Source organism: Bradyrhizobium sp. MI1.11, from assembly GCF_055811255.1.
In genome coordinates this window covers 132,226-149,729 of record NZ_JBVVPM010000014.1, presented here as the reverse complement: position 1 = coordinate 149,729, position 17,504 = coordinate 132,226, and the positions used below count along the sequence as shown (strand labels likewise).

19 protein-coding genes are annotated in these 17,504 nt (G+C 64.5%); 17 read left to right on the top strand and 2 right to left on the bottom strand.

The window, feature by feature from the left end:
• Window positions 1-13 precede the first annotated feature (13 nt).
• From AC0L30_RS16895 to surE, 10 genes are all read left to right on the top strand, one after another.
• Window positions 14-1,588 (top strand): SPOR domain-containing protein, encoded by a 1,575-nt coding sequence (locus AC0L30_RS16895; RefSeq protein ID WP_007590652.1) that lies wholly within the window; start codon window positions 14-16, stop codon window positions 1,586-1,588.
• 45 nt (window positions 1,589-1,633) lie between these two features.
• Window positions 1,634-2,662 carry a beta-N-acetylhexosaminidase gene (nagZ, locus tag AC0L30_RS16890; protein ID WP_007590653.1) on the top strand — a complete coding sequence of 343 codons (1,029 nt, stop codon included), beginning with the start codon at window positions 1,634-1,636 and terminating at the stop codon, window positions 2,660-2,662.
• Entirely contained in the window at window positions 2,659-3,498 is an 840-nt protein-coding gene (locus AC0L30_RS16885; RefSeq protein WP_473404739.1) for a segregation and condensation protein A, read from the top strand. Before nagZ ends, AC0L30_RS16885 begins: the two co-directional genes overlap by 4 nt.
• Before the next feature lie 21 nt (window positions 3,499-3,519).
• Entirely contained in the window at window positions 3,520-4,272 is a 753-nt protein-coding gene (gene scpB, locus AC0L30_RS16880) for an SMC-Scp complex subunit ScpB (RefSeq protein ID WP_007590655.1), read from the top strand.
• A 167-nt stretch (window positions 4,273-4,439) separates the two neighbouring features.
• Window positions 4,440-4,676 carry a twin-arginine translocase TatA/TatE family subunit gene (locus AC0L30_RS16875; protein WP_007590656.1) on the top strand — a complete coding sequence of 79 codons (237 nt, stop codon included), beginning with the start codon at window positions 4,440-4,442 and terminating at the stop codon, window positions 4,674-4,676.
• Between the two features lie 88 nt (window positions 4,677-4,764).
• On the top strand, window positions 4,765-5,340 hold the full coding sequence (gene tatB / locus AC0L30_RS16870; protein WP_007590657.1) for a Sec-independent protein translocase protein TatB: 576 nt from the start codon (window positions 4,765-4,767) through the stop codon (window positions 5,338-5,340).
• Window positions 5,337-6,149, top strand: a complete 813-nt coding sequence (tatC, locus tag AC0L30_RS16865) for a twin-arginine translocase subunit TatC (protein ID WP_007590658.1) — start codon at window positions 5,337-5,339, stop codon at window positions 6,147-6,149. Before tatB ends, tatC begins: the two co-directional genes overlap by 4 nt.
• A 211-nt stretch (window positions 6,150-6,360) precedes the next feature.
• Window positions 6,361-7,647 (top strand): serine--tRNA ligase, encoded by a 1,287-nt coding sequence (gene serS, locus AC0L30_RS16860; protein WP_354128850.1) that lies wholly within the window; start codon window positions 6,361-6,363, stop codon window positions 7,645-7,647.
• A gap of 95 nt (window positions 7,648-7,742) precedes the next feature.
• Complete coding sequence (locus AC0L30_RS16855; RefSeq protein ID WP_007590660.1) at window positions 7,743-8,105, top strand: hypothetical protein; 363 nt, start codon at window positions 7,743-7,745, stop codon at window positions 8,103-8,105.
• Window positions 8,106-8,208: 103 nt separating this feature from the next.
• The gene (gene surE / locus AC0L30_RS16850) at window positions 8,209-8,976 is read left to right on the top strand and encodes a 5'/3'-nucleotidase SurE (protein ID WP_007590669.1); all 768 of its coding nucleotides are present in this window, start codon (window positions 8,209-8,211) and stop codon (window positions 8,974-8,976) included.
• Between the two features lie 35 nt (window positions 8,977-9,011).
• Here surE and AC0L30_RS16845 read toward each other — a convergent pair whose 3' ends face one another.
• The gene (locus AC0L30_RS16845; protein ID WP_007590670.1) at window positions 9,012-9,383 is read right to left on the bottom strand and encodes a response regulator; all 372 of its coding nucleotides are present in this window, start codon (window positions 9,381-9,383) and stop codon (window positions 9,012-9,014) included.
• A 226-nt stretch (window positions 9,384-9,609) separates the two neighbouring features.
• Here AC0L30_RS16845 and AC0L30_RS16840 point away from each other — a divergent pair, with 226 nt between their 5' ends.
• On the top strand, window positions 9,610-10,260 hold the full coding sequence (locus AC0L30_RS16840; RefSeq protein WP_473404738.1) for a protein-L-isoaspartate(D-aspartate) O-methyltransferase: 651 nt from the start codon (window positions 9,610-9,612) through the stop codon (window positions 10,258-10,260).
• Between the two features lie 109 nt (window positions 10,261-10,369).
• Entirely contained in the window at window positions 10,370-11,758 is a 1,389-nt protein-coding gene (locus AC0L30_RS16835) for a LysM peptidoglycan-binding domain-containing M23 family metallopeptidase (RefSeq protein WP_007590672.1), read from the top strand.
• A gap of 155 nt (window positions 11,759-11,913) precedes the next feature.
• On the opposite strand, the gene AC0L30_RS16830 is transcribed toward AC0L30_RS16835, so the two are convergent.
• Window positions 11,914-12,942: an ATP-binding protein gene (locus AC0L30_RS16830; protein WP_007590673.1), complete on the bottom strand. Its 1,029-nt coding sequence runs from the start codon at window positions 12,940-12,942 to the stop codon at window positions 11,914-11,916.
• A 180-nt stretch (window positions 12,943-13,122) separates the two neighbouring features.
• On the opposite strand from AC0L30_RS16830, the gene yajC reads away from it, so the two are divergent.
• The 5 genes from yajC to AC0L30_RS16805 are packed head-to-tail and all read left to right on the top strand — an operon-like array spanning window position 13,123 to window position 17,498.
• The gene (gene yajC / locus AC0L30_RS16825; protein ID WP_007590674.1) at window positions 13,123-13,488 is read left to right on the top strand and encodes a preprotein translocase subunit YajC; all 366 of its coding nucleotides are present in this window, start codon (window positions 13,123-13,125) and stop codon (window positions 13,486-13,488) included.
• A 59-nt stretch (window positions 13,489-13,547) separates the two neighbouring features.
• Window positions 13,548-15,152 (top strand): protein translocase subunit SecD, encoded by a 1,605-nt coding sequence (gene secD / locus AC0L30_RS16820; protein WP_007590675.1) that lies wholly within the window; start codon window positions 13,548-13,550, stop codon window positions 15,150-15,152.
• 16 nt (window positions 15,153-15,168) lie between these two features.
• On the top strand, window positions 15,169-16,194 hold the full coding sequence (secF, locus tag AC0L30_RS16815; RefSeq protein WP_007590676.1) for a protein translocase subunit SecF: 1,026 nt from the start codon (window positions 15,169-15,171) through the stop codon (window positions 16,192-16,194).
• Window positions 16,195-16,254: 60 nt separating this feature from the next.
• Entirely contained in the window at window positions 16,255-16,638 is a 384-nt protein-coding gene (locus AC0L30_RS16810) for an Mth938-like domain-containing protein (RefSeq protein WP_007590678.1), read from the top strand.
• Entirely contained in the window at window positions 16,635-17,498 is an 864-nt protein-coding gene (locus AC0L30_RS16805; protein ID WP_007590680.1) for a phytoene/squalene synthase family protein, read from the top strand. Before AC0L30_RS16810 ends, AC0L30_RS16805 begins: the two co-directional genes overlap by 4 nt.
• Window positions 17,499-17,504 lie beyond the last annotated feature (6 nt).

Below are 17,504 nucleotides of genomic sequence, written 5' to 3'. Positions count from 1 at the left end.
ACGCATCATCACGATGGCCGAACGATATCAGGACAGACCGTTTCCTTCCGATGACTATGGTCGCGGTGGCGATCAGCATGGGAGCGGCGATCCCTTGGCCGAACTCGCCCGCCTGATCGGGCAGACCGATCCGTTTGCGGCGCAAGGGCGGCCGGGTGCGCACCCGCCAGCAGCGCCCGCGCCTGCCCAGAGCTATCAGGACGACGACTATCGCCAGGACGATGACCCGCAGGACTATGCCGAGCAGGCTCCTCCGCCGCCGCCCGGACCGCCCTCATGGATGCGGCGCGCCAATGTGCAGCCGCAGACGGCGCCAGCTGAGCCTGCCTATCCCGCTTCCGTAAACCCGGTTCATCCACTGCATCGTTATTCAGCCCAGCCGACTGCGCCCGAGCCCGAACCTGATTTTCGTCAGCCGCAGGCCTATCCGGATCAGGGCTATCAAGCTCCTGCTTATCAAGCTCCTGCCTATCAGGATCAGGCCTACCAGCAGCACGATCAGGCTTATCAGGAACAAGCCTATCAGCAGCAGCCCGATCCGGCGCGCTACGACGATGCGCTCTACGGACGGCTGGAGGCGGGCGAACAAGACTACCAGCGCGATGCCGCCTATCCCGACGATCCTTACGCATTCCAGAGCGACTATCCCGAGGCCGATCTCGACGAGCCCAAGAAGCAGCGCGGCGGCATGATGACGGTCGCGGCGATCCTGGCGCTTGCCGTGGTCGGGACCGGCGCTGCGTTCGCCTACAAGACCTATGTGGGCTCGCCCCGCAGCGGCGAGCCGCCCATCATCAAGGCCGACAACACGCCGACCAAAATCGTGCCGGCGCCGTCGGACTCCTCGGCCAAGGTGCCGGACCGCATGGTCACCGGTGATGGCGCTGAGAAGATCGTGCCGCGCGAGGAGGCGCCTGTCGACGTCAACGCCAAGGCGGGAGGTCCCCGCGTGGTGTTCCCGCCGCTGAACCAGAACGCGAACCCGCCGCCGGTGGCGAGCGTGTCGCCGTCCAGCATTCCGCTATCGAGTGCGGGCCCGAATCCGAGTAACGGCACGCTGCCGAACAATTCGCCGCGCGCGATCAGGACCGTGGCCGTGAAGGGCGATCAGACCGACGCCACCGCGTCGCAAGCCGCCGCCGTCGCGAAGCCGGCAGCTCCACTGAAGCCCGTTGCGGCACCCGCTGCACCACGCACGCCGCCGACCTCGGCCAATGCCAGTGCCAATCAGCCGCTCTCGCTGGCGCCGCAATCGGCGCCGGCTGCGGAGCCGCCGCAGCGGATGGCTGCGACCAATCCGACGCAAATTGCGCCCGCGAGCAGCGGTGGCGGTGGCTACGTCGTGCAGGTCTCCTCGCAGCAGACCGAGGATAGCGCCCACGCCTCCTACCGGGTGCTTCAGAGCAAGTACGGCAGCGTGCTGGGCTCCCGCGCTCCGGTGGTCAAGCGGGTCGACCTGACCGACAAGGGCAAGGGAATCGTCTACCGCGCCTTCGCTGGACCCTACGGATCGCTCGAAGAGGCGAACCAGGCCTGCAACAGTTTGAAATCCGCGGGCCTGTCTGCCTGCTTCGTCCAGAGGAATTAACGGCCGTTTCCTTGACCGTCTCGCGGGTCAGGGTTAATCGGCCGTATGAGCACGCGGGCCTTCATTACCGGCGTTTCCGGAACGGAACTAACTGCCGCCGAGCGGGAGTTTATCCGCAGCGAACGCCCATGGGGCTTCATCCTCTTCAAGCGCAACGTCGAGACGCCAGCTCAAGTTGCTGCACTCGTTGCGGAATTGCGGGCGGTCGCGGGTTTCGCTGATGCCCCTGTCCTGATCGACCAGGAGGGTGGACGGGTGCAGCGCCTGGGGCCGCCGCTTTGGCCGGTCTATCCACCGGGCGCTATTTTCGCGGGTCTCTACGATACTGATTCGGCGCTCGGGCTGACCGCGGCGCGCCTCAGTGCCCGGCTGATCGCGGCCGATCTCGGGGATCTCGGCATTACCGTGGATTGCTTGCCGCTGGCCGACGTGCCGGTGGCTGGCGCCAACGCCGTCATCGGGAACAGGGCCTACGGCACCGAACCGGGAAAAGTCGCCGCGATCGCCCGCGCGGTCACCGAGGGCCTGGAAGAGGGGGGCGTGTTGCCGGTGCTCAAGCACATCCCCGGCCATGGCCGAGCTACGGCCGATACCCATTTCAATCTGCCGACCGTCGACACGTCGCGAGACGAACTGGAGCGCACCGACTTCGCGGCGTTCATGCCTTTGGCGGATTTGCCGATGGCCATGACTGCACATGTTGTGTTTAGCGCGGTCGACCCCGCCCATCCGGCGACGACATCTGCGACAATGATCGCTGAGGTGATTCGCGGCACAATCGGGTTCCAGGGTTTGTTAATGAGTGATGACGTGTCGATGAACGCGCTGTCGGGCAATATCGCCGAGCGGACCCGCGCGATTTTTGCGGCCGGTTGCGACATGGCCCTGCATTGCAACGGCAAGATCGAGGAGATGCGTGAGGTCGCCGGCCAGACACCCGAACTGGCGGGCAGGGCGCTGGAGCGGGCGAACGCCGCGCTCGCGGCGCGTCGAGGACCGCAACCGTTCGATCGCGCGGCCGCACGCGCCGAACTGGACGCATTGATCGCACGGGCAAACACGGCATCGGCATGACCGCAGAAATCCTATCGTTTGAAACCGGGCGGCCCGCAGAGCTCGCCGAGGGTGAGCCGGCGTTGGTGGTGGACGTCGAGGGCTATGAGGGTCCGCTCGACCTGTTGCTCGCACTGGCGCGGCAGCAGAAGGTCGATCTCGCCAAGATCTCGATCCTGGCGCTCGCCGACCAGTATCTCCACTTCATCGAAGCCGCGCGAAAGATCCGCCTCGAGCTTGCCGCCGACTATCTCGTGATGGCGGCCTGGCTCGCCTTTCTGAAATCGCGCCTGCTGCTGCCGGAGCCGCCGAGTGCGGAAGGCCCGAGCGCCGAGCAGATGGCGACGGCGCTCGCCAACCGCCTGCGCCGGCTGGAGGCCATTCGCGAAGCCGCCAACCGGCTGATGAACCGGCAGCAATTGCTGCGCGACATCTTCCCGCGCGGCGAGCCCGAGCAGATCGCCGAGATCAAGCATCCGAAATACACCGCAACGCTCTATGACCTGCTCACCGCCTATGCCGCGCAGCGCCAGTCGCGCGTGCTGGCGAGCGTGCATCTCGCCAAGCGCACGGTGTGGTCGCTTGCGGAGGCGCGCGCCACGCTGGAGCGGCTGGTCGGCAGCATCAGCGAGCAAGACGATTGGGGCGTTCTCGACGATTTTCTGCTGCAGCACGTCGCCGATCCGACGCAGCGCGCGACGGTGCTCGCCTCGAGTTTCGCGGCTGCGCTCGAACTGGTGCGCGAAGGTCAGCTCGAGCTGAATCAGAAAGAGGCGTTTGCGCCCATCTATTTCCGGAAGGGGCGCCCCAAGCTGGTCATGGACGCAGCTCCTGCGCCCGATGCGCCGGTCGCTTAAGTGCAACAAGGAGAATCTGCCATGGCAAGCCTGGCTGAAGTGCGGGTAGAAGAGGCCGAGCCGATGGAGAACGAGTCCCAGGCACGTCCCGAAGAATTGCGGCTGCTGGAAGCGCTGCTGTTCGCTTCGAATGAACCGCTGGACACCGCGACGCTGGCCAAGCGCATGCCCGAGGGCGTGGACGTGAAGGCCGCGCTTGAGCAGTTGCAGGCCGACTATTCCTTGCGCGGCGTGAATCTCGTCCGGGTTGCCAACAAATGGACCTTCCGCACGGCGGGCGATCTCGCCTGGCTGATGACCCGCGAGAGCACCGAAACCCGCCGCCTGTCGCGCGCCGCGATCGAGGTGCTCGCAATCATCGCCTATCACCAGCCGGTGACGCGCGCCGAGATCGAGGAGATCCGCGGCGTCGTCACCTCGAAAGGCACGCTGGACGTGCTGCTGGAAACCGGCTGGATCAAGCCGCGCGGCCGTCGCAAGACGCCGGGCCGTCCCTTGACCTTCGGAACCACCGAGGACTTCCTGTCGCAGTTCACTCTGGAACAGCTCGGCGATCTGCCGGGTTTGGAGGAGCTCAAGGGCACGGGCCTTCTGGATTCGCGTCTGCCGACCGGATTCAGCGTGCCGACGCCGTCGGATGACCCGACTTTGCGTGAGGACGAGGATCCGCTGGAACCTGGCGAGGACCTTGATCTCGCGCTGGCGCCTGCGGTCGAGCCCGAGACGCCGCCGGAAGGCGGCAATGAGGGCGGCGAGGGCGGTAGCGAGGACTGACGTCCCGGCCTTCTACCGGCCACCTGCGACCAGTTAACACTAGCAAAATTACGTAGCGCCAACAGCGAATTGGCGCTGCCTTGGTCCTTGTTTTTGACACCTGCCAAGCCTAGGTTTCGGTGAAGATCGGCCGGGTCCCCGGCCATGCGCGTTTGGAGGGTTGCAGGATGGGTTCACTCAGCATTTGGCACTGGGTCCTGGTGATCGCAGTGGTCCTGCTGCTGTTCGGTCGCGGCAAGATTTCGGATCTGATGGGCGACGTGGCGCAGGGCATCAAGGCGTTCAAGAAGGGCATGCAGGACGACGACAAGGTCGCCGACAAGCCCGAGCCGGCCAAGTCCATCGAGCACAACAATGCCGCGCCGACCGCGGCACGGTCCGACATCGGCAGCAAGGCCGTCTGAGCCAGAGAGCACGCGAGACGCGGGTAGCGGACCCGATCCTGCGCGCGAGGGATTGGGCTGGCTGCGGCTGGCGTGAACGGAAGACCTCATGTTCGATATCGGGTGGAGTGAACTGGTCCTGATCGGGGTCGTGGCCCTGATCGCCATCGGCCCGAAAGAGCTGCCGGGCGTACTGCGTATGGTCGGGCAGTGGATGGGCAAGGCGCGCAAGATGGCCGCCGAATTCCAGGGCCAATTCCAGGAGGCGATGCGCGAGGCCGAAATGGCCGACCTCAAGAAGAGCTTCGACGAGGTCAAGGAAGCGGCTTCCGGGTTCGCCGGCAACAATCTGATGACCTCGCTTCAGAAAGACGTCAGCGACGCGCTCCGCGTCGATGCGCTGGACAAGCCGGCCGAGACCTCGACCACCGCCGCTGTTGAGCCGCCGGCGACTTCAAGCGAAGCGCTGGCGACTTCAAGCGAATTGCCGGCGACGCCCACCACGCCGGAAGCGCCGACGCCCGAGACCTTCGTAGAGGCCGAGGCACATGCGGCGGTGAACGAGCCGCTCGCCATCACCCGTGAGGTCGAGCAGGCGCAGGTCGCTCAAGGTTCGGTCACGCAAGATTCGGTCATCCAGGACACTGCGCCGGCCGAGGCGATCAAGGACGCCAAAGCGTCATGAGCGCCGCCGATATCGAGGCCAGCAAAGCTCCCCTGATGGACCATTTGATCGAGCTGCGTTCGCGGCTGATCAAGGCGCTCCTTGGCTTCGGCGTTGCCTTCATCTTCTGCTTCTTCTTCGCCAAGCAGATCTACAACGTGCTGGTCTGGCCGTTCGTGTGGGTCGCGGGTCCCGAGAACTCGAAATTCATCTACACTGCGCTGCTGGAATATTTCATTACTCAGCTCAAGCTCGCGCTGTTCGGCGCCGGCTTCATCTCGTTCCCGATCGTTGCGACGCAGATCTACAAGTTCGTCGCTCCGGGCCTCTACAAGCACGAGAAGCAGGCCTTTCTGCCTTATCTGGTCGCGACCCCGTTCTTCTTCGTGCTGGGCGCAGCACTGGTCTATTTCGTCGTGCTGCCGATGCTGGTCCGCTTCTCGCTCGGCATGCAGCAGGCTGGCAGCGACGAGACCGCGCAGATCCAGCTGCTGCCCAAGGTCGGTGAATACCTGTCGCTGATGATGTCGCTGATCTTCGCCTTCGGCATCGCCTTCCAGCTTCCGGTGATCCTGACGCTGCTCGGGCGCATCGGCATCGTCACGTCAAAAATGCTGCGCGAGAAGCGCCGCTATTTCATCGTCGTCGCCTTCGTCATCGCGGCCGTTCTGACCCCGCCCGACGTGCTTAGCCAGTGCTCGCTCGCGATCCCCTTGCTCGCGCTCTACGAGGGCTCGATCATCGCGGTGGGAATTGTGGAGAAGAAGGCGGCAGCTTCAAAGGCCACCACCGGCACTGACGTATCGACGCCGGCTAATCCGGCGGAGTAGGGCGCCCTGACCTCCGCTGTCATTCCCCGCCTTGTGCGCAATTGCGCCCTGGGGCGGGGAATCCAGTACGCCGCGGCCTCTCGGGGGAATCACTGACGTCTCTGGAATACTGGATCGCCCGCTTTCGCGGGCGATGACAGAGTGCTAGGGAGACGCGCTGACGTACAACGTTTGCCGTTGTATGTTTACGCGCTGCCCCAGGACCTCGGCCATGCACGATATCAAATCGATCCGCGACAACCCGCAAGCCTTCGACGCCGGCCTCGCACGACGCGGCCTGAAGCCGATGTCGGCGTCGCTGCTAGCGATCGACGAGACCCGGCGTGCGGCGATCCTGGCTTCCGAGCAGGCGCAGGCGCGGCGCAATGCGGCCTCAAAGGAAATCGGCGATGCCAAGAAGGCCAAGGACGAGGCGCGCGCGGCGAAGCTGATGGCGGAAGTTACCGAACTCAAGACGACGATGCCGCAGCTCGAGGCCGCGGCGAAGTCCGCCGACGAGGAGCTGACGAAAGAGCTCTCCGCGATTCCGAACCTGCCGCTCGACGAGGTACCCGATGGCGTCGACGAGCACGGCAACGTGCAGCACCACGTCTTCGGCAACAAGCGCAACTACAGCTTCGCGCCGAAGCCGCACGACGATCTCGGCAACGCGCTCGGCTACATGGATTTCGAGGCAGCGGCAAAACTCTCGGGTGCGCGCTTCGTCGTGCTGAAGAAGGGGCTGGCGCGGCTCGAACGCGCGATCGGCCAGTTCATGCTCGACCTGCACACCAACGAGCATGGTTATACCGAGATCAACCCGCCGCTCTTGGTGCGCGAGCAAACGGCCTATGGGACGGGTAACCTTCCCAAATCCGCCGAAGATATGTTTTGCACGCGGGAAGGGATGTGGCTCATACCCACGGCTGAAATGCCGCTGACGAACCTGGTTCGCGAATCCATCGTGGACGAGAGGGAGCTGCCGATGCGCCTGACAGCGTTGACGCCGTGTTTTCGGGCGGAAGCAGGGGCGGCAGGCCGCGACACGCGCGGCATGATCCGGCAGCATCAATTCACAAAAGTCGAGTTGGTGTCGATTGCAACGGCCGAAACCAGCAAGGACGAGCATGAGCGGATGCTCGCTTGCGCCGAAGAGGTGTTACGGCAGCTCGACCTGCATTATCGCGTGATGACGCTCTGCGCAGGGGATATGGGTTTTGCGGCGCAAAAAACCTATGACATCGAGGTCTGGATGCCCGGGCAGGGCGATGGCGGCATGTTCCGCGAGATCTCGAGCTGCTCGGTGTGCGGCGATTTCCAGGCCCGCCGGATGGACGCGCGCTCGCGCGGTCCCGACGGCAAGCCGCGTTTCGTGCACACCTTGAACGGCTCCGGCACTGCCGTCGGCCGCGCGCTTATCGCTGTGATGGAGACCTACCAGCAGGAGGACGGCTCGATCGCGGTCCCCAGCGTACTGCAGCCCTATATGGGCGGGCTGAAGGTGGTCGCACGCGACTAGGCGTGCTGCCAATCTGAAACGGTCGAAACGTTTGGTTGCGAAGATCGGGCGGCCGGTTATCCTGCCGGCCACCCGACAACGCGAACCCCTCGTTCATGGCCTTGCACCGCGACATCTTCTGGGTCGGCAGACAATGGGCGGTGACGGGTGCCGGCATCCAGGCTCTCGATCAGCGGCTGCGTGGCGTGTTCGACATCGGGATCACGCGGCTCTGGGACGACGATCTGGTCCAGAGCCGGCGGGCCAAGCCCGGTGTGAATGCCGCGGATTTCGACCAGGCACTGTCGCTGGCACGCGAACGCTTTCCGCAGGCGTCGGTAGCGGACCCGTTCGTCGCACAGCTGGAGACGCTCGGCGTCATCGAGGCGCCGATCGTGAGCCCGGTCGTGCCGGCGATGAAATTGCACGCCGAGGGCCGGCTGGCGCGCTTCCTGCCGCAATGGCGCGTTCGCCGATAGCCGGCCAAGCCGGTACCGGCAGCCGGCCCCGATCGGCCGGTTTGCCTGATCGGCCCCGGCCGGATAAGACGGCTGAGACCCGCTTCAGGAATCGACCTTTCCCATGCGCATTCTCTGCACAAATGACGACGGCATCCACGCCCCCGGCCTCAAGGTCCTGGAGGAGATCGCGCGCGCATTGTCCGATGACGTCTGGGTGGTCGCGCCTGAACTCGACCAGTCCGGCGTGTCGCATTCGCTGTCGCTGAACGATCCGCTGCGGCTGCGCGAGGTCGGCCCGCGGCACTTTGCGGTGCGCGGCACGCCGACGGACTGCGTCATCATGGGCGCGCGCCACATCCTCGGCGCCAAGCTGCCCGATGTCGTGCTGTCCGGCGTCAACAAGGGCCGCAACGTCGCCGAGGACGTGGTCTATTCCGGCACCATCGCCGGCGCGCTGGAGGGAACCATCCTGGGACTACCGTCTTTCGCCCTGTCGCAGGAGTTCAGCGTCGAGACCCGCGACCGACCGCTGTGGGACACCGCGCGCAAATTCGGGCCCGACATCCTGCGCAAGGTGATCGCCGCCGGCATCCCGAAGGACACCGTCATCAACGTCAACTTCCCGGCTTGCGCGCCGGAGGATGTGCTGGGCATTCGCGTGACGCGGCAGGGCAAGCGCAATCTCGGCTTCCTCAAGATCGACGAGCGCAAGGACGGCCGTGGCAATCCCTATTTCTGGATCGGCTTCGAGCGCACCGCGATGATTGATACACCCGCCGATGGCACCGATCTCGCGGCGCTGCGCGAACGCTACGTCTCCGTCACGCCGCTCCGGCTCGACCGCACCAACGAGGCGTTTTCGGAGGCGCTGAGTGCGACGCTGAAGTAAGTCCGACGCTGAAGTAATCCGACTTGGAACGGGGCCTAGCCGCCGCGAAGCGCGGCTTCGATGGTCTTGCCGAGGGCGTCGAGCTGAAATGGTTTCTGAAGCGCCGGCCGATCGCGGTACTGCTCGGGCAGGCCGGAGGAACCGTATCCGGTGGCGAAGATGAACGGGCAGCCCTTTGCCTTGATGACGTCGGCGACCGGCGAGATGACCTTGCCGTTGACGTTGACGTCGAGAATGGCGATGTCGAACTCGGTTGCCTGGGCGAGCCGCATGGCTTCGGTGATGTCGCCAGCCTCGGCTGCGATCTTGTAGCCAAGCTCTTCGAGCATGTCCGCGACCATCATCCTGATCATCACCTCGTCTTCGACGAGGAATACAGAGCGGCCGGTAAGCCCCGTCGCGGTCATGGTCGAGTCCTTGCCCATTGTCAAAAACGTTCGCAGATAACATGAATCGACGCAATGCGCGTTTTGACGAACGGATGCATGAAAATGGCCGTCGCGGCTTGCCCGTTGCAAGCCAATTTGTGGTCAACTACTCCCATCCGAAGCCTATCATGGGTTCCCTGAGCCGGAACAAGAATCTAGCGCCCCAGCTCGGCGTCCCGGACCGCAAAGACAGCACAAGCAGGCAATGACTTCCCATCAGCACCCGCCGGAAAAGATGATGTTTCAGCTCACGCTGAGGCGTCGGGGCATCAGCGACCAGGCGGTCCTGCGGGCCATGGAGGAGGTGCCGCGCGATCAATTCGTCGACAACGCCGATCGCGACGGCGCGTATCGCGACAGCGCGCTGCCGATCGCCTGCGGGCAGACCATCAGCCAGCCCTTCGTCGTCGCCTACATGACCGAGCAGCTCCAGCTTCAGAAGAGGCACCGCGTGCTCGAGATCGGTGCCGGCTCGGGCTACCAGGCGGCGGTGCTGTCGCGGCTCGCCGGCCAGGTGTTGACGGTCGAGCGCTACCGCAAGCTTGCGGATGCCGCACGGATCAGGCTTGAAAAGCTCAACTATCACAACGTCGAGGTGATGCTGGGCGATGGCCTCAATCTGCCTCCCAATATCGGCCCGTTCGACCGCATCATCGTCACGGCCGCGATGGAGCAGCTCCCGGAGAACCTGGTCGAGCGGCTGGAGGTGGGCGGCATCCTGATCGCGCCCGTCGGTCCGCATCAGGGGGTGCAGACGCTGATCCGCCTGAGCCGGACGGAAGCCGGGATCGAGCGCAAGGAACTCGTCGAAGTCCGCTTCGTGCCGGCGCTGCCCGGCGTGGCGCGGGAGCTGTAGAATTCCGGATTGGCTGTGCTGCCAACATCTTATTGGGAGGGTTAAGCCGTTATTTACTCGGCGCGTGTTTACTTAAAACACCAGTTCTGTTGCGTACGAGTGAGTAACCATGTCCGTTGCCGCCGAGTTGCTTTACTCGCGCCGGGTGCCGCAGGTCGCGGTGCTGGCGCTGATCTCCTTCAGCTTCGCAGGGTGCAGCGCCGACATGTCGTCGCGCATGTCCCAGTCGAACTTCTCCAATCCCTTCGCGCAGGAATCGACCGGTTCGGTGCAACAGGCACCGCCGCCGCAGCGTGAGTTGCCGCAATATTCGCGGCCGCAGACCCAGTCCGGTTATTATCAGTCGCAGCCTTTGCCGCCGGCGGTGTCCGCGCCGCAATCCTACCCCGTTGCGGCAGGCGGCGTGTCCGGAGGCGGTCGCGGTGTCGGCTCCTACGCACCCCCGGCGCAGCCGCATCTGGAGACCACGGCCACCGTGCCGCCGCGCTCGGTCGCAGCCGCCCAGCCGGTCGGTGGAACCAAAATCATCGTCGGCACCAGCGATACGCTCGACCTGCTTGCCAAACGCTATCGCGTCACGCCGCAGGCGATTCTCGCCGCCAACGGCTATAAGGGGCCGCGCGCGCTCTCGCCCGGCCAGCAACTGATCATTCCGCACCAGGCTACGGCCGCTGCGCCCGCGCCGCTCATGGCTCCCGTTGCCGCTGCCCCCGCGATGGCGCCTGCTGCGAAGCCGGTTGCAGCCGTTGCCGCGCCGTCAAGCACGCACTTCGTGAACCACGGCGACACGCTCGCCAGCATCGCCCGCAAGAACCATATCTCGGCGGCTGAACTGGCCCGCGCCAATGGGCTCGATCCCTCTGCGAAACTGAAGCTCGGCACCAGGCTGGCCGTGCCCGGCGCCAAGACCGCCGCCGTCGCAGCACCGCTTGCCGCGGCTCCGGTCGGAGCCGCTCCCGTTGCCGGAACGCTGCAACCCGTTGCGGCCGCGCCTGCGCCCGCCACCAAGATGGCGGCCGTCGCGCCGGTGCAAAGCGCGCGCCTGGCCCAGGCCACTGCCAATGTCGAAGAGAAGACCGCTGAAGCTCCGGCGAAAGCTGCGGAGACCACCAGCGCGCTGCCGACTTTCCGCTGGCCGGTGCGCGGCAAGGTGGTCACGAGCTACGGCGCCAAGACCAATGGCAAGTCCAACGACGGCATCAATCTCGCGGTGCCCGAGGGTACGCCGGTCAAGGCGGCTGAAGACGGTGTCGTTGCCTATTCCGGCAACGAGCTGAAAGGTTATGGCAATCTCGTCCTGGTTCGGCACTCCAACGGCTACGTCACCGCATATGCCCATGCGAGTGAGCTGATGGTGAAGCGCGGCGATACCATCAAGCGCGGCCAGGTCATTGCCAAGTCGGGTCAATCCGGGGAGGTGGCGTCGCCGCAGCTCCACTTCGAGATCCGCAAGGGATCGAGCCCGGTTGACCCGCTTCAATTCCTGAACGGGGCGTGAGGCCAGCGTTGCCTCGGCACGAAAGCTGTCGTCGCACGGCTTGACCGGGCGACCCAGTACGCCGCAGCGTCTCGATCGATCAAAACTGTCTCTGGAATACTGGATTCCCCGCTTGCGCGGGGAATGACAGGTGTGAGTGCGGCTCTTAGCTCCCGCTACGTCGCCGTCAGCTTGACGCCGAGCCGTCCCGCAAGCTCCTGCACGAACTGCCAGGCGACGCGGCCGGAGCGCGAGCCGCGCGTCGTCGACCATTCAAGGGCCTCGCGCTCCAGCGCGTCATCGTCGACCTTGACGCCGAAATGGCTGCAATAGCCCCGCACCATCGCGAGATATTCGTCCTGGCTGCAGCGGTGGAAGCCGAGCCAGAGACCGAAGCGATCCGATAGCGAGACCTTCTCCTCGACGGCTTCGCCGGGATTGATCGCGGTCGAGCGCTCGTTCTCGATCATCTCGCGCGCCAGCAGATGGCGGCGGTTGGAAGTGGCGTAGAGGATGACGTTCTCCGGCCGACCTTCGATGCCGCCTTCGAGCACCGCCTTGAGCGATTTGTAGGACGCATCATTGCCGTCGAAGGAGAGATCGTCGCAGAACACGATGAAGCGGAAGGATGAGGCGCGAAGCTGCTCCATGAGCGCGGGCAGGCTCTCGATGTCCTCGCGATGGATCTCGATCAGCTTCAGTCTGTCGGCCGGTTTGCGCTCCGTGTTGATGCTGGCATGCGCCGCCTTCACGAGCGACGACTTGCCCATGCCGCGCGCGCCCCAGAGCAATGCGTTGTTGGCGGGCAATCCGTTGGCGAAACGCTCCGTGTTCTCCATCAGGATGTCGCGCATCCGATCGACGCCCTTAAGCAGGAACAATTCGACGCGGCTGACCCGCGGCACCGCGGCAAGACGGCCGTCCGGGTGCCAGACGAAAGCGTCCGCCGGCTTGAACGACTCGCGTTCGACGGCGGGCTTGCCTTGCGCGGAGAGGTGCGCCGCAATCGTCTCCAGCGCGCGAACGATGCGCTCCTGGGAGACGCTTTGGTTGGCCTTGGAAGTCGCCTTGGAAATCGTCTTGAAAGTCGCTTTGGAAGCAGCTTTGAGGGCTGCCTTGGGACGTTTTGCCGCGACGCGGGCTGGCTTCGCGGCAGGGGTGCGGGGGCCTTTGCCGGCCGGGCTTTTGCTTGGTTTTTGGGGCATGTCCGAAGTTCCTGAGAATGCAGCCTTATCGGGCCTGAGCGCGCGCCGCAAGGTGGCTAAAAGGGCGGTCTGGCAGCGTTGCAATTGGGGCAATGGCCGCTATAGTCCGCGCGAATTTGACCGAACCGGTCGCCATTTGGGCCTGACCGGTTTTCCCCCGTTCTCACGAGGATCGTCCGAATGTTGATTACCCCTGCGTATGCCCAGGCTGCGGGCGCCGGCGACACCAGCGGCATGCTGATGTCGCTGCTGCCATTCGCCCTGATCTTCGTGATCATGTACTTCCTGATTCTGCGTCCGCAGCAGAAGAAGGTCCGTGACCACGCTGACCTCGTAAAGAACATCCGCCGCGGCGACACCGTCGTGACCTCGGGCGGTCTCGTCGGCAAGGTCACCAAGGTCGTCGACGACGACCAGATCGAGTTCGAGATCGCCGATGGCGTGCGCGTGCGGCAGATGCGCTCGATGGTCTCCGGCGTGCGCGCCAAGGGCGAGCCGGCCAAGGAATCCAAGGAAAGCGCCAAGGACGACGCCGCGGCGAAGTGAGCGCTTCCGCGAGTCTCTCAAGTCTTCCTGCAAGTCTCCTGATCTGACAGGTCCAGTCGATGTTGTATTTCACGCGGTGGAAGGCGCTCGGGATCATCCTGACGGCGCTGATCGTGTGCCTCTGCGCGGTCCCGAACTTCTTCCCCGAAGCGCAGGTCAAGACCTGGCCCGCCTGGGCGCAGCGGCGGCTGGTGTTGGGTCTCGACTTGCAGGGCGGCTCCTCTCTGCAGCTCGAGGTCGATTCCAACTATGTGAAGAAGGAAAAGCTCGACCAGATCCGCGACGACGTCCGTCGCGTGCTGCGCGAGGCCAAGATCGGCTTCACCGGTGGCGTCACCGTGCGCAACGACGCGGTCGAGGTTCGCATCACCAAGGACACCGACGCGCAGCCGGCGCTCGCCAAGTTGCGCGAGCTTGCGCAGCCGATTGGCGGCCTGATGGGGTCCAGCGGTCAGCGCGACCTTGAGGTCGCCGATGCTGGTGGCGGATTGATCCGCCTCAGTATTCCAGAGGCCGCGATGCTCGACCGCATGCGCAAGACCATCGAGCAGTCGATCCAGATCGTTGAGAAGCGCGTCAACGAGCTCGGCACCGTCGAGCCCATCATCCAGCGTCAGGGTAATGACCGCATCCTGGTGCAGGTGCCGGGCTTGCAGGATCCCACCCATTTGAAGGAACTGTTGGGCAAGACCGCGAAAATGGAATTTCGCATGGTCGATCCCTCGGTGCCGCCGGACCAGGCGCAGCAGGGCCGGATTCCACCGGATTCCGAACTGCTGCCGGCGGCCACGCCGCCGCCGCCCAACTATGTGGTCAAGAAGCAGGTGCTGGTTGCTGGCGGCGACCTGACCAACGCCCAGGCGACCTTTGACCAGCGTACCAACGAGCCGGTCGTTAGCTTCACGTTCAATACCTCTGGAGCGCGCAAGTTTGCGCAGGCCACGCAGGAGAATGTCGGGGTGCCCTTCGCGATCATCCTCGATGGCAAGGTGATCTCGGCGCCGGTCATTCGCGAGCCGATCACCGGCGGCCAGGGCCAGATCTCCGGCAGTTTCACCGTGCAGTCGGCCAACGACCTCGCGATTCTACTGCGCGCCGGCGCCCTGCCTGCGCCGCTCACGGTGGTCGAGGAACGCACCGTCGGTCCGGGTCTCGGCCAGGACTCGATCGAGAAGGGCGAGCTTGCGGCTTACGTCGGCTCGATCCTGGTCGTCATCTTCATGCTCTTGACCTACCGGCTGTTCGGGGTGTTCGCCAACATCGCGGTGGCCATCAACGTCGCAATGATCTTCGGCCTGTTGTCGCTGCTCAGTGCCACGCTGACGCTTCCCGGCATCGCCGGCATCGTGCTCACCGTCGGCATCGCGGTGGACTCAAACGTGCTGATATATGAGCGCATCCGCGAGGAGTTGCGCGGCGGGAGAAGCCCGATCTCGGCGATCGATGCAGGCTTCAAGCGGGCGCTTGCGACCATTCTCGATTCCAACATCACGACCTTCATTGCCGCTGCCGTGCTGTTCATGATCGGCACCGGACCGGTGCGCGGCTTCGCAGTGACGTTGGGCATCGGAATCATCACCACGGTCTTCACCGCCTTCACCATGACCCGCCTGATCGTCGCATGGTGGGTGCAGTGGACGCGGCCGAAAACTGTGCCGATTTGATCATTCGAGGCCGGCTGTGACCACTACTCAACTCGTTCTCATTTCTCTCGGCGTCCTGATTGCCGTGCTGACCGTGGTCAGCGTGCTTGGCCTCCTGCCGTCGCTGCGCATCGTGCCAGACGAGACGCATTTCGACTTCACGCGCTTCCGCCGTATCAGCTTCCCGATCTCGGCGGCGCTGTCGATCGTCGCCATCACGCTGTTCTTTACCCATGGCCTGAACTTCGGCATCGACTTCAAGGGCGGCACCTTGATGGAGGTAAGGGCCAAGTCGGGCTCCGCCGATCTTGCGCAGATGCGCACGACCCTTGGCAGCCTGGGACTCGGCGAAGTCCAGCTGCAGCAATTCGGTGGCCCCGCTGACGTGCTGCTTCGCGTTGCTGAGCAGCCGGGCGGCGACAAGGCGCAGCAGGCAGCCGTGGACAAGGTCCGCACTGCGCTCGGCGAGTCCGTGGAGTATCGCCGCGTCGAGGTGGTGGGGCCGCGTGTCTCCGGCGAACTGCTGAGTTGGGGCATGCTCGGCCTGATGCTCGCGATCGTCTCGATCCTGGTCTACCTCTGGTTCCGCTTCGAGTGGCAGTTCGCGCTCGGCGCCATGATCGCCAACGTGCACGACATCGTGCTGACGATCGGGTTCATGTCGATCAGTCAGGTCGATTTCGACCTGACCAGCATCGCGGCGCTTCTGACGATTTTGGGCTATTCGCTCAACGACACCGTTGTCATCTACGACCGTATCCGTGAGATGCTGCGGCGCTACAAGAAGATGCCGATGCCGCAGCTCCTCAACGAATCGATCAACTCGACGCTGTCGCGCTCGATCATCACCCACTTCACCGTGACGTTGGCGCTGCTGGCTCTGCTGCTGTTCGGCGGCCATGCCATCCACAGCTTCACCGCGGTCATGATGTTCGGCGTGGTGCTGGTCGGCACTTATACCTCGATCTTCATTGCAGCCCCGATCCTGATCTATCTCGGCGTCGGCGAGCATCGCGAAGATGCGGTCGATAAGGCTACGCCGGCGAAGAAAAGCAAGGCATGATCCGAACCGCATGCCCTCGCAGGAGTTTGCGAGGGCAGTAAGCTCATTCGGACGAAGCTCATGGCCGGCGATCCCAACGCACCGCATTTCCCCCGCTCGGCGCCGATCGAAGCCTATGGCAAGGGCGGCTTTGCCTTTGCCGGCATGTCGCATCGGGGATCGCTGCTTTGCCTGCCCGACGCGATCTGGGCCTGGGACATAACGGACCCCGCGAAGATCGACCGCTATTCGCTGGATCGAGTCTTCAAGTCCGCCAACAGCATCGACACGCTCCTGATCGGCACCGGAACCGGGGTCTGGCTGCCGCCGGCGGAACTGCGCCAGGCGCTTAAAGCGGCGAGGGTGGTTCTGGACACGATGCAGACCGGTCCCGCCGTGCGTACCTACAACATCATGATCGGCGAACGGCGGCGCGTGGCGGCCGCGCTGATCGCCGTGCCATGAGCGGCTCCGCGCCGCCGCCGGATTCTGCCGCGTTCTGTGCTGACCTCGTGCGCAGCCACGACTTTGCTCGCTATGCCGCGACCCTGTTCGCGCCCGCTGCCGAGCGCCGCGCGCTGCTGGCGCTCTATGCTTTCAATGTCGAGATCGTCCGCGTCCGTGACCAGGTAAGCCAGCCCTTGCCTGGTGAAATCCGCCTGCAATGGTGGACCGACATGCTGTCGGGCCAAGTCCATGGCAGCGCCGAGGGCAATCCGGTGGCGGCGGAGCTGCTCCGCGCAATCCGTGATTTCGACCTGCCGGTCGAACCGCTGTCGCTGCTCGTCGACGAGCATCAATTCGATCTCTACAACGACCCAATGCCGACCATGACGGCTCTCGAAGGCTATCTGGCCGCGACCTGTTCGGCGTTGTTTACTCTTGCGGCGCGGATCATGGCGTCACCCTTGGACCCAGCCGAGCATCTCGCGCGGCATGCGGGGTTGGCTCAAGGCATCGCGCAAGTCATCACGAACTTGCCGCGTGATGCGGCGCACCGGCAATTGTTCCTGCCGCAGCAAGTTCTGGCAAGCCACGATTGCAACATGGAGGACGTGTTCGCCGGCAAGGAGACGCCGAATTTGCGTGCCGTCCTGGACCAGCTCGTGGGCGAGGCCGGGCAGCATTTGACCACGGCCTTGTCGCTGTTGCCCGAGGTGCCGGTGTCGGCTCGGCCAGCGTTTCTGCCGCTGAGCCAGGTAAGGGCCGACCTTGAGCGCCTGTCGCAACCCGGGCGCAATCCATTTGCGCCGCAACCGTCATCGCGGCTGCGTACGCTGTGGACGCTTTGGCGGGCTTCACGTTCGCGGGAATTTACCAAATAGCGGTTG

What these genes read in the sequence shown, in the direction of transcription:
- AC0L30_RS16895 (WP_007590652.1), top strand. Translation starts at nt 14, where the DNA reads ATGGCCGAACGATATCAGGACAGACCGTTTCCTTCCGATGACTATGGT.
- nagZ (WP_007590653.1), top strand. Translation starts at nt 1,634, where the DNA reads ATGAGCACGCGGGCCTTCATTACCGGCGTTTCCGGAACGGAACTAACT.
- AC0L30_RS16885 (WP_473404739.1), top strand. Translation starts at nt 2,659, where the DNA reads ATGACCGCAGAAATCCTATCGTTTGAAACCGGGCGGCCCGCAGAGCTC.
- scpB (WP_007590655.1), top strand. Translation starts at nt 3,520, where the DNA reads ATGGCAAGCCTGGCTGAAGTGCGGGTAGAAGAGGCCGAGCCGATGGAG.
- AC0L30_RS16875 (WP_007590656.1), top strand. Translation starts at nt 4,440, where the DNA reads ATGGGTTCACTCAGCATTTGGCACTGGGTCCTGGTGATCGCAGTGGTC.
- tatB (WP_007590657.1), top strand. Translation starts at nt 4,765, where the DNA reads ATGTTCGATATCGGGTGGAGTGAACTGGTCCTGATCGGGGTCGTGGCC.
- tatC (WP_007590658.1), top strand. Translation starts at nt 5,337, where the DNA reads ATGAGCGCCGCCGATATCGAGGCCAGCAAAGCTCCCCTGATGGACCAT.
- serS (WP_354128850.1), top strand. Translation starts at nt 6,361, where the DNA reads ATGCACGATATCAAATCGATCCGCGACAACCCGCAAGCCTTCGACGCC.
- AC0L30_RS16855 (WP_007590660.1), top strand. Translation starts at nt 7,743, where the DNA reads ATGGCCTTGCACCGCGACATCTTCTGGGTCGGCAGACAATGGGCGGTG.
- surE (WP_007590669.1), top strand. Translation starts at nt 8,209, where the DNA reads ATGCGCATTCTCTGCACAAATGACGACGGCATCCACGCCCCCGGCCTC.
- AC0L30_RS16845 (WP_007590670.1), bottom strand. Translation starts at nt 9,383, where the DNA reads ATGACCGCGACGGGGCTTACCGGCCGCTCTGTATTCCTCGTCGAAGAC.
- AC0L30_RS16840 (WP_473404738.1), top strand. Translation starts at nt 9,610, where the DNA reads ATGACTTCCCATCAGCACCCGCCGGAAAAGATGATGTTTCAGCTCACG.
- AC0L30_RS16835 (WP_007590672.1), top strand. Translation starts at nt 10,370, where the DNA reads ATGTCCGTTGCCGCCGAGTTGCTTTACTCGCGCCGGGTGCCGCAGGTC.
- AC0L30_RS16830 (WP_007590673.1), bottom strand. Translation starts at nt 12,942, where the DNA reads ATGCCCCAAAAACCAAGCAAAAGCCCGGCCGGCAAAGGCCCCCGCACC.
- yajC (WP_007590674.1), top strand. Translation starts at nt 13,123, where the DNA reads ATGTTGATTACCCCTGCGTATGCCCAGGCTGCGGGCGCCGGCGACACC.
- secD (WP_007590675.1), top strand. Translation starts at nt 13,548, where the DNA reads ATGTTGTATTTCACGCGGTGGAAGGCGCTCGGGATCATCCTGACGGCG.
- AC0L30_RS16810 (WP_007590678.1), top strand. Translation starts at nt 16,255, where the DNA reads ATGGCCGGCGATCCCAACGCACCGCATTTCCCCCGCTCGGCGCCGATC.
- AC0L30_RS16805 (WP_007590680.1), top strand. Translation starts at nt 16,635, where the DNA reads ATGAGCGGCTCCGCGCCGCCGCCGGATTCTGCCGCGTTCTGTGCTGAC.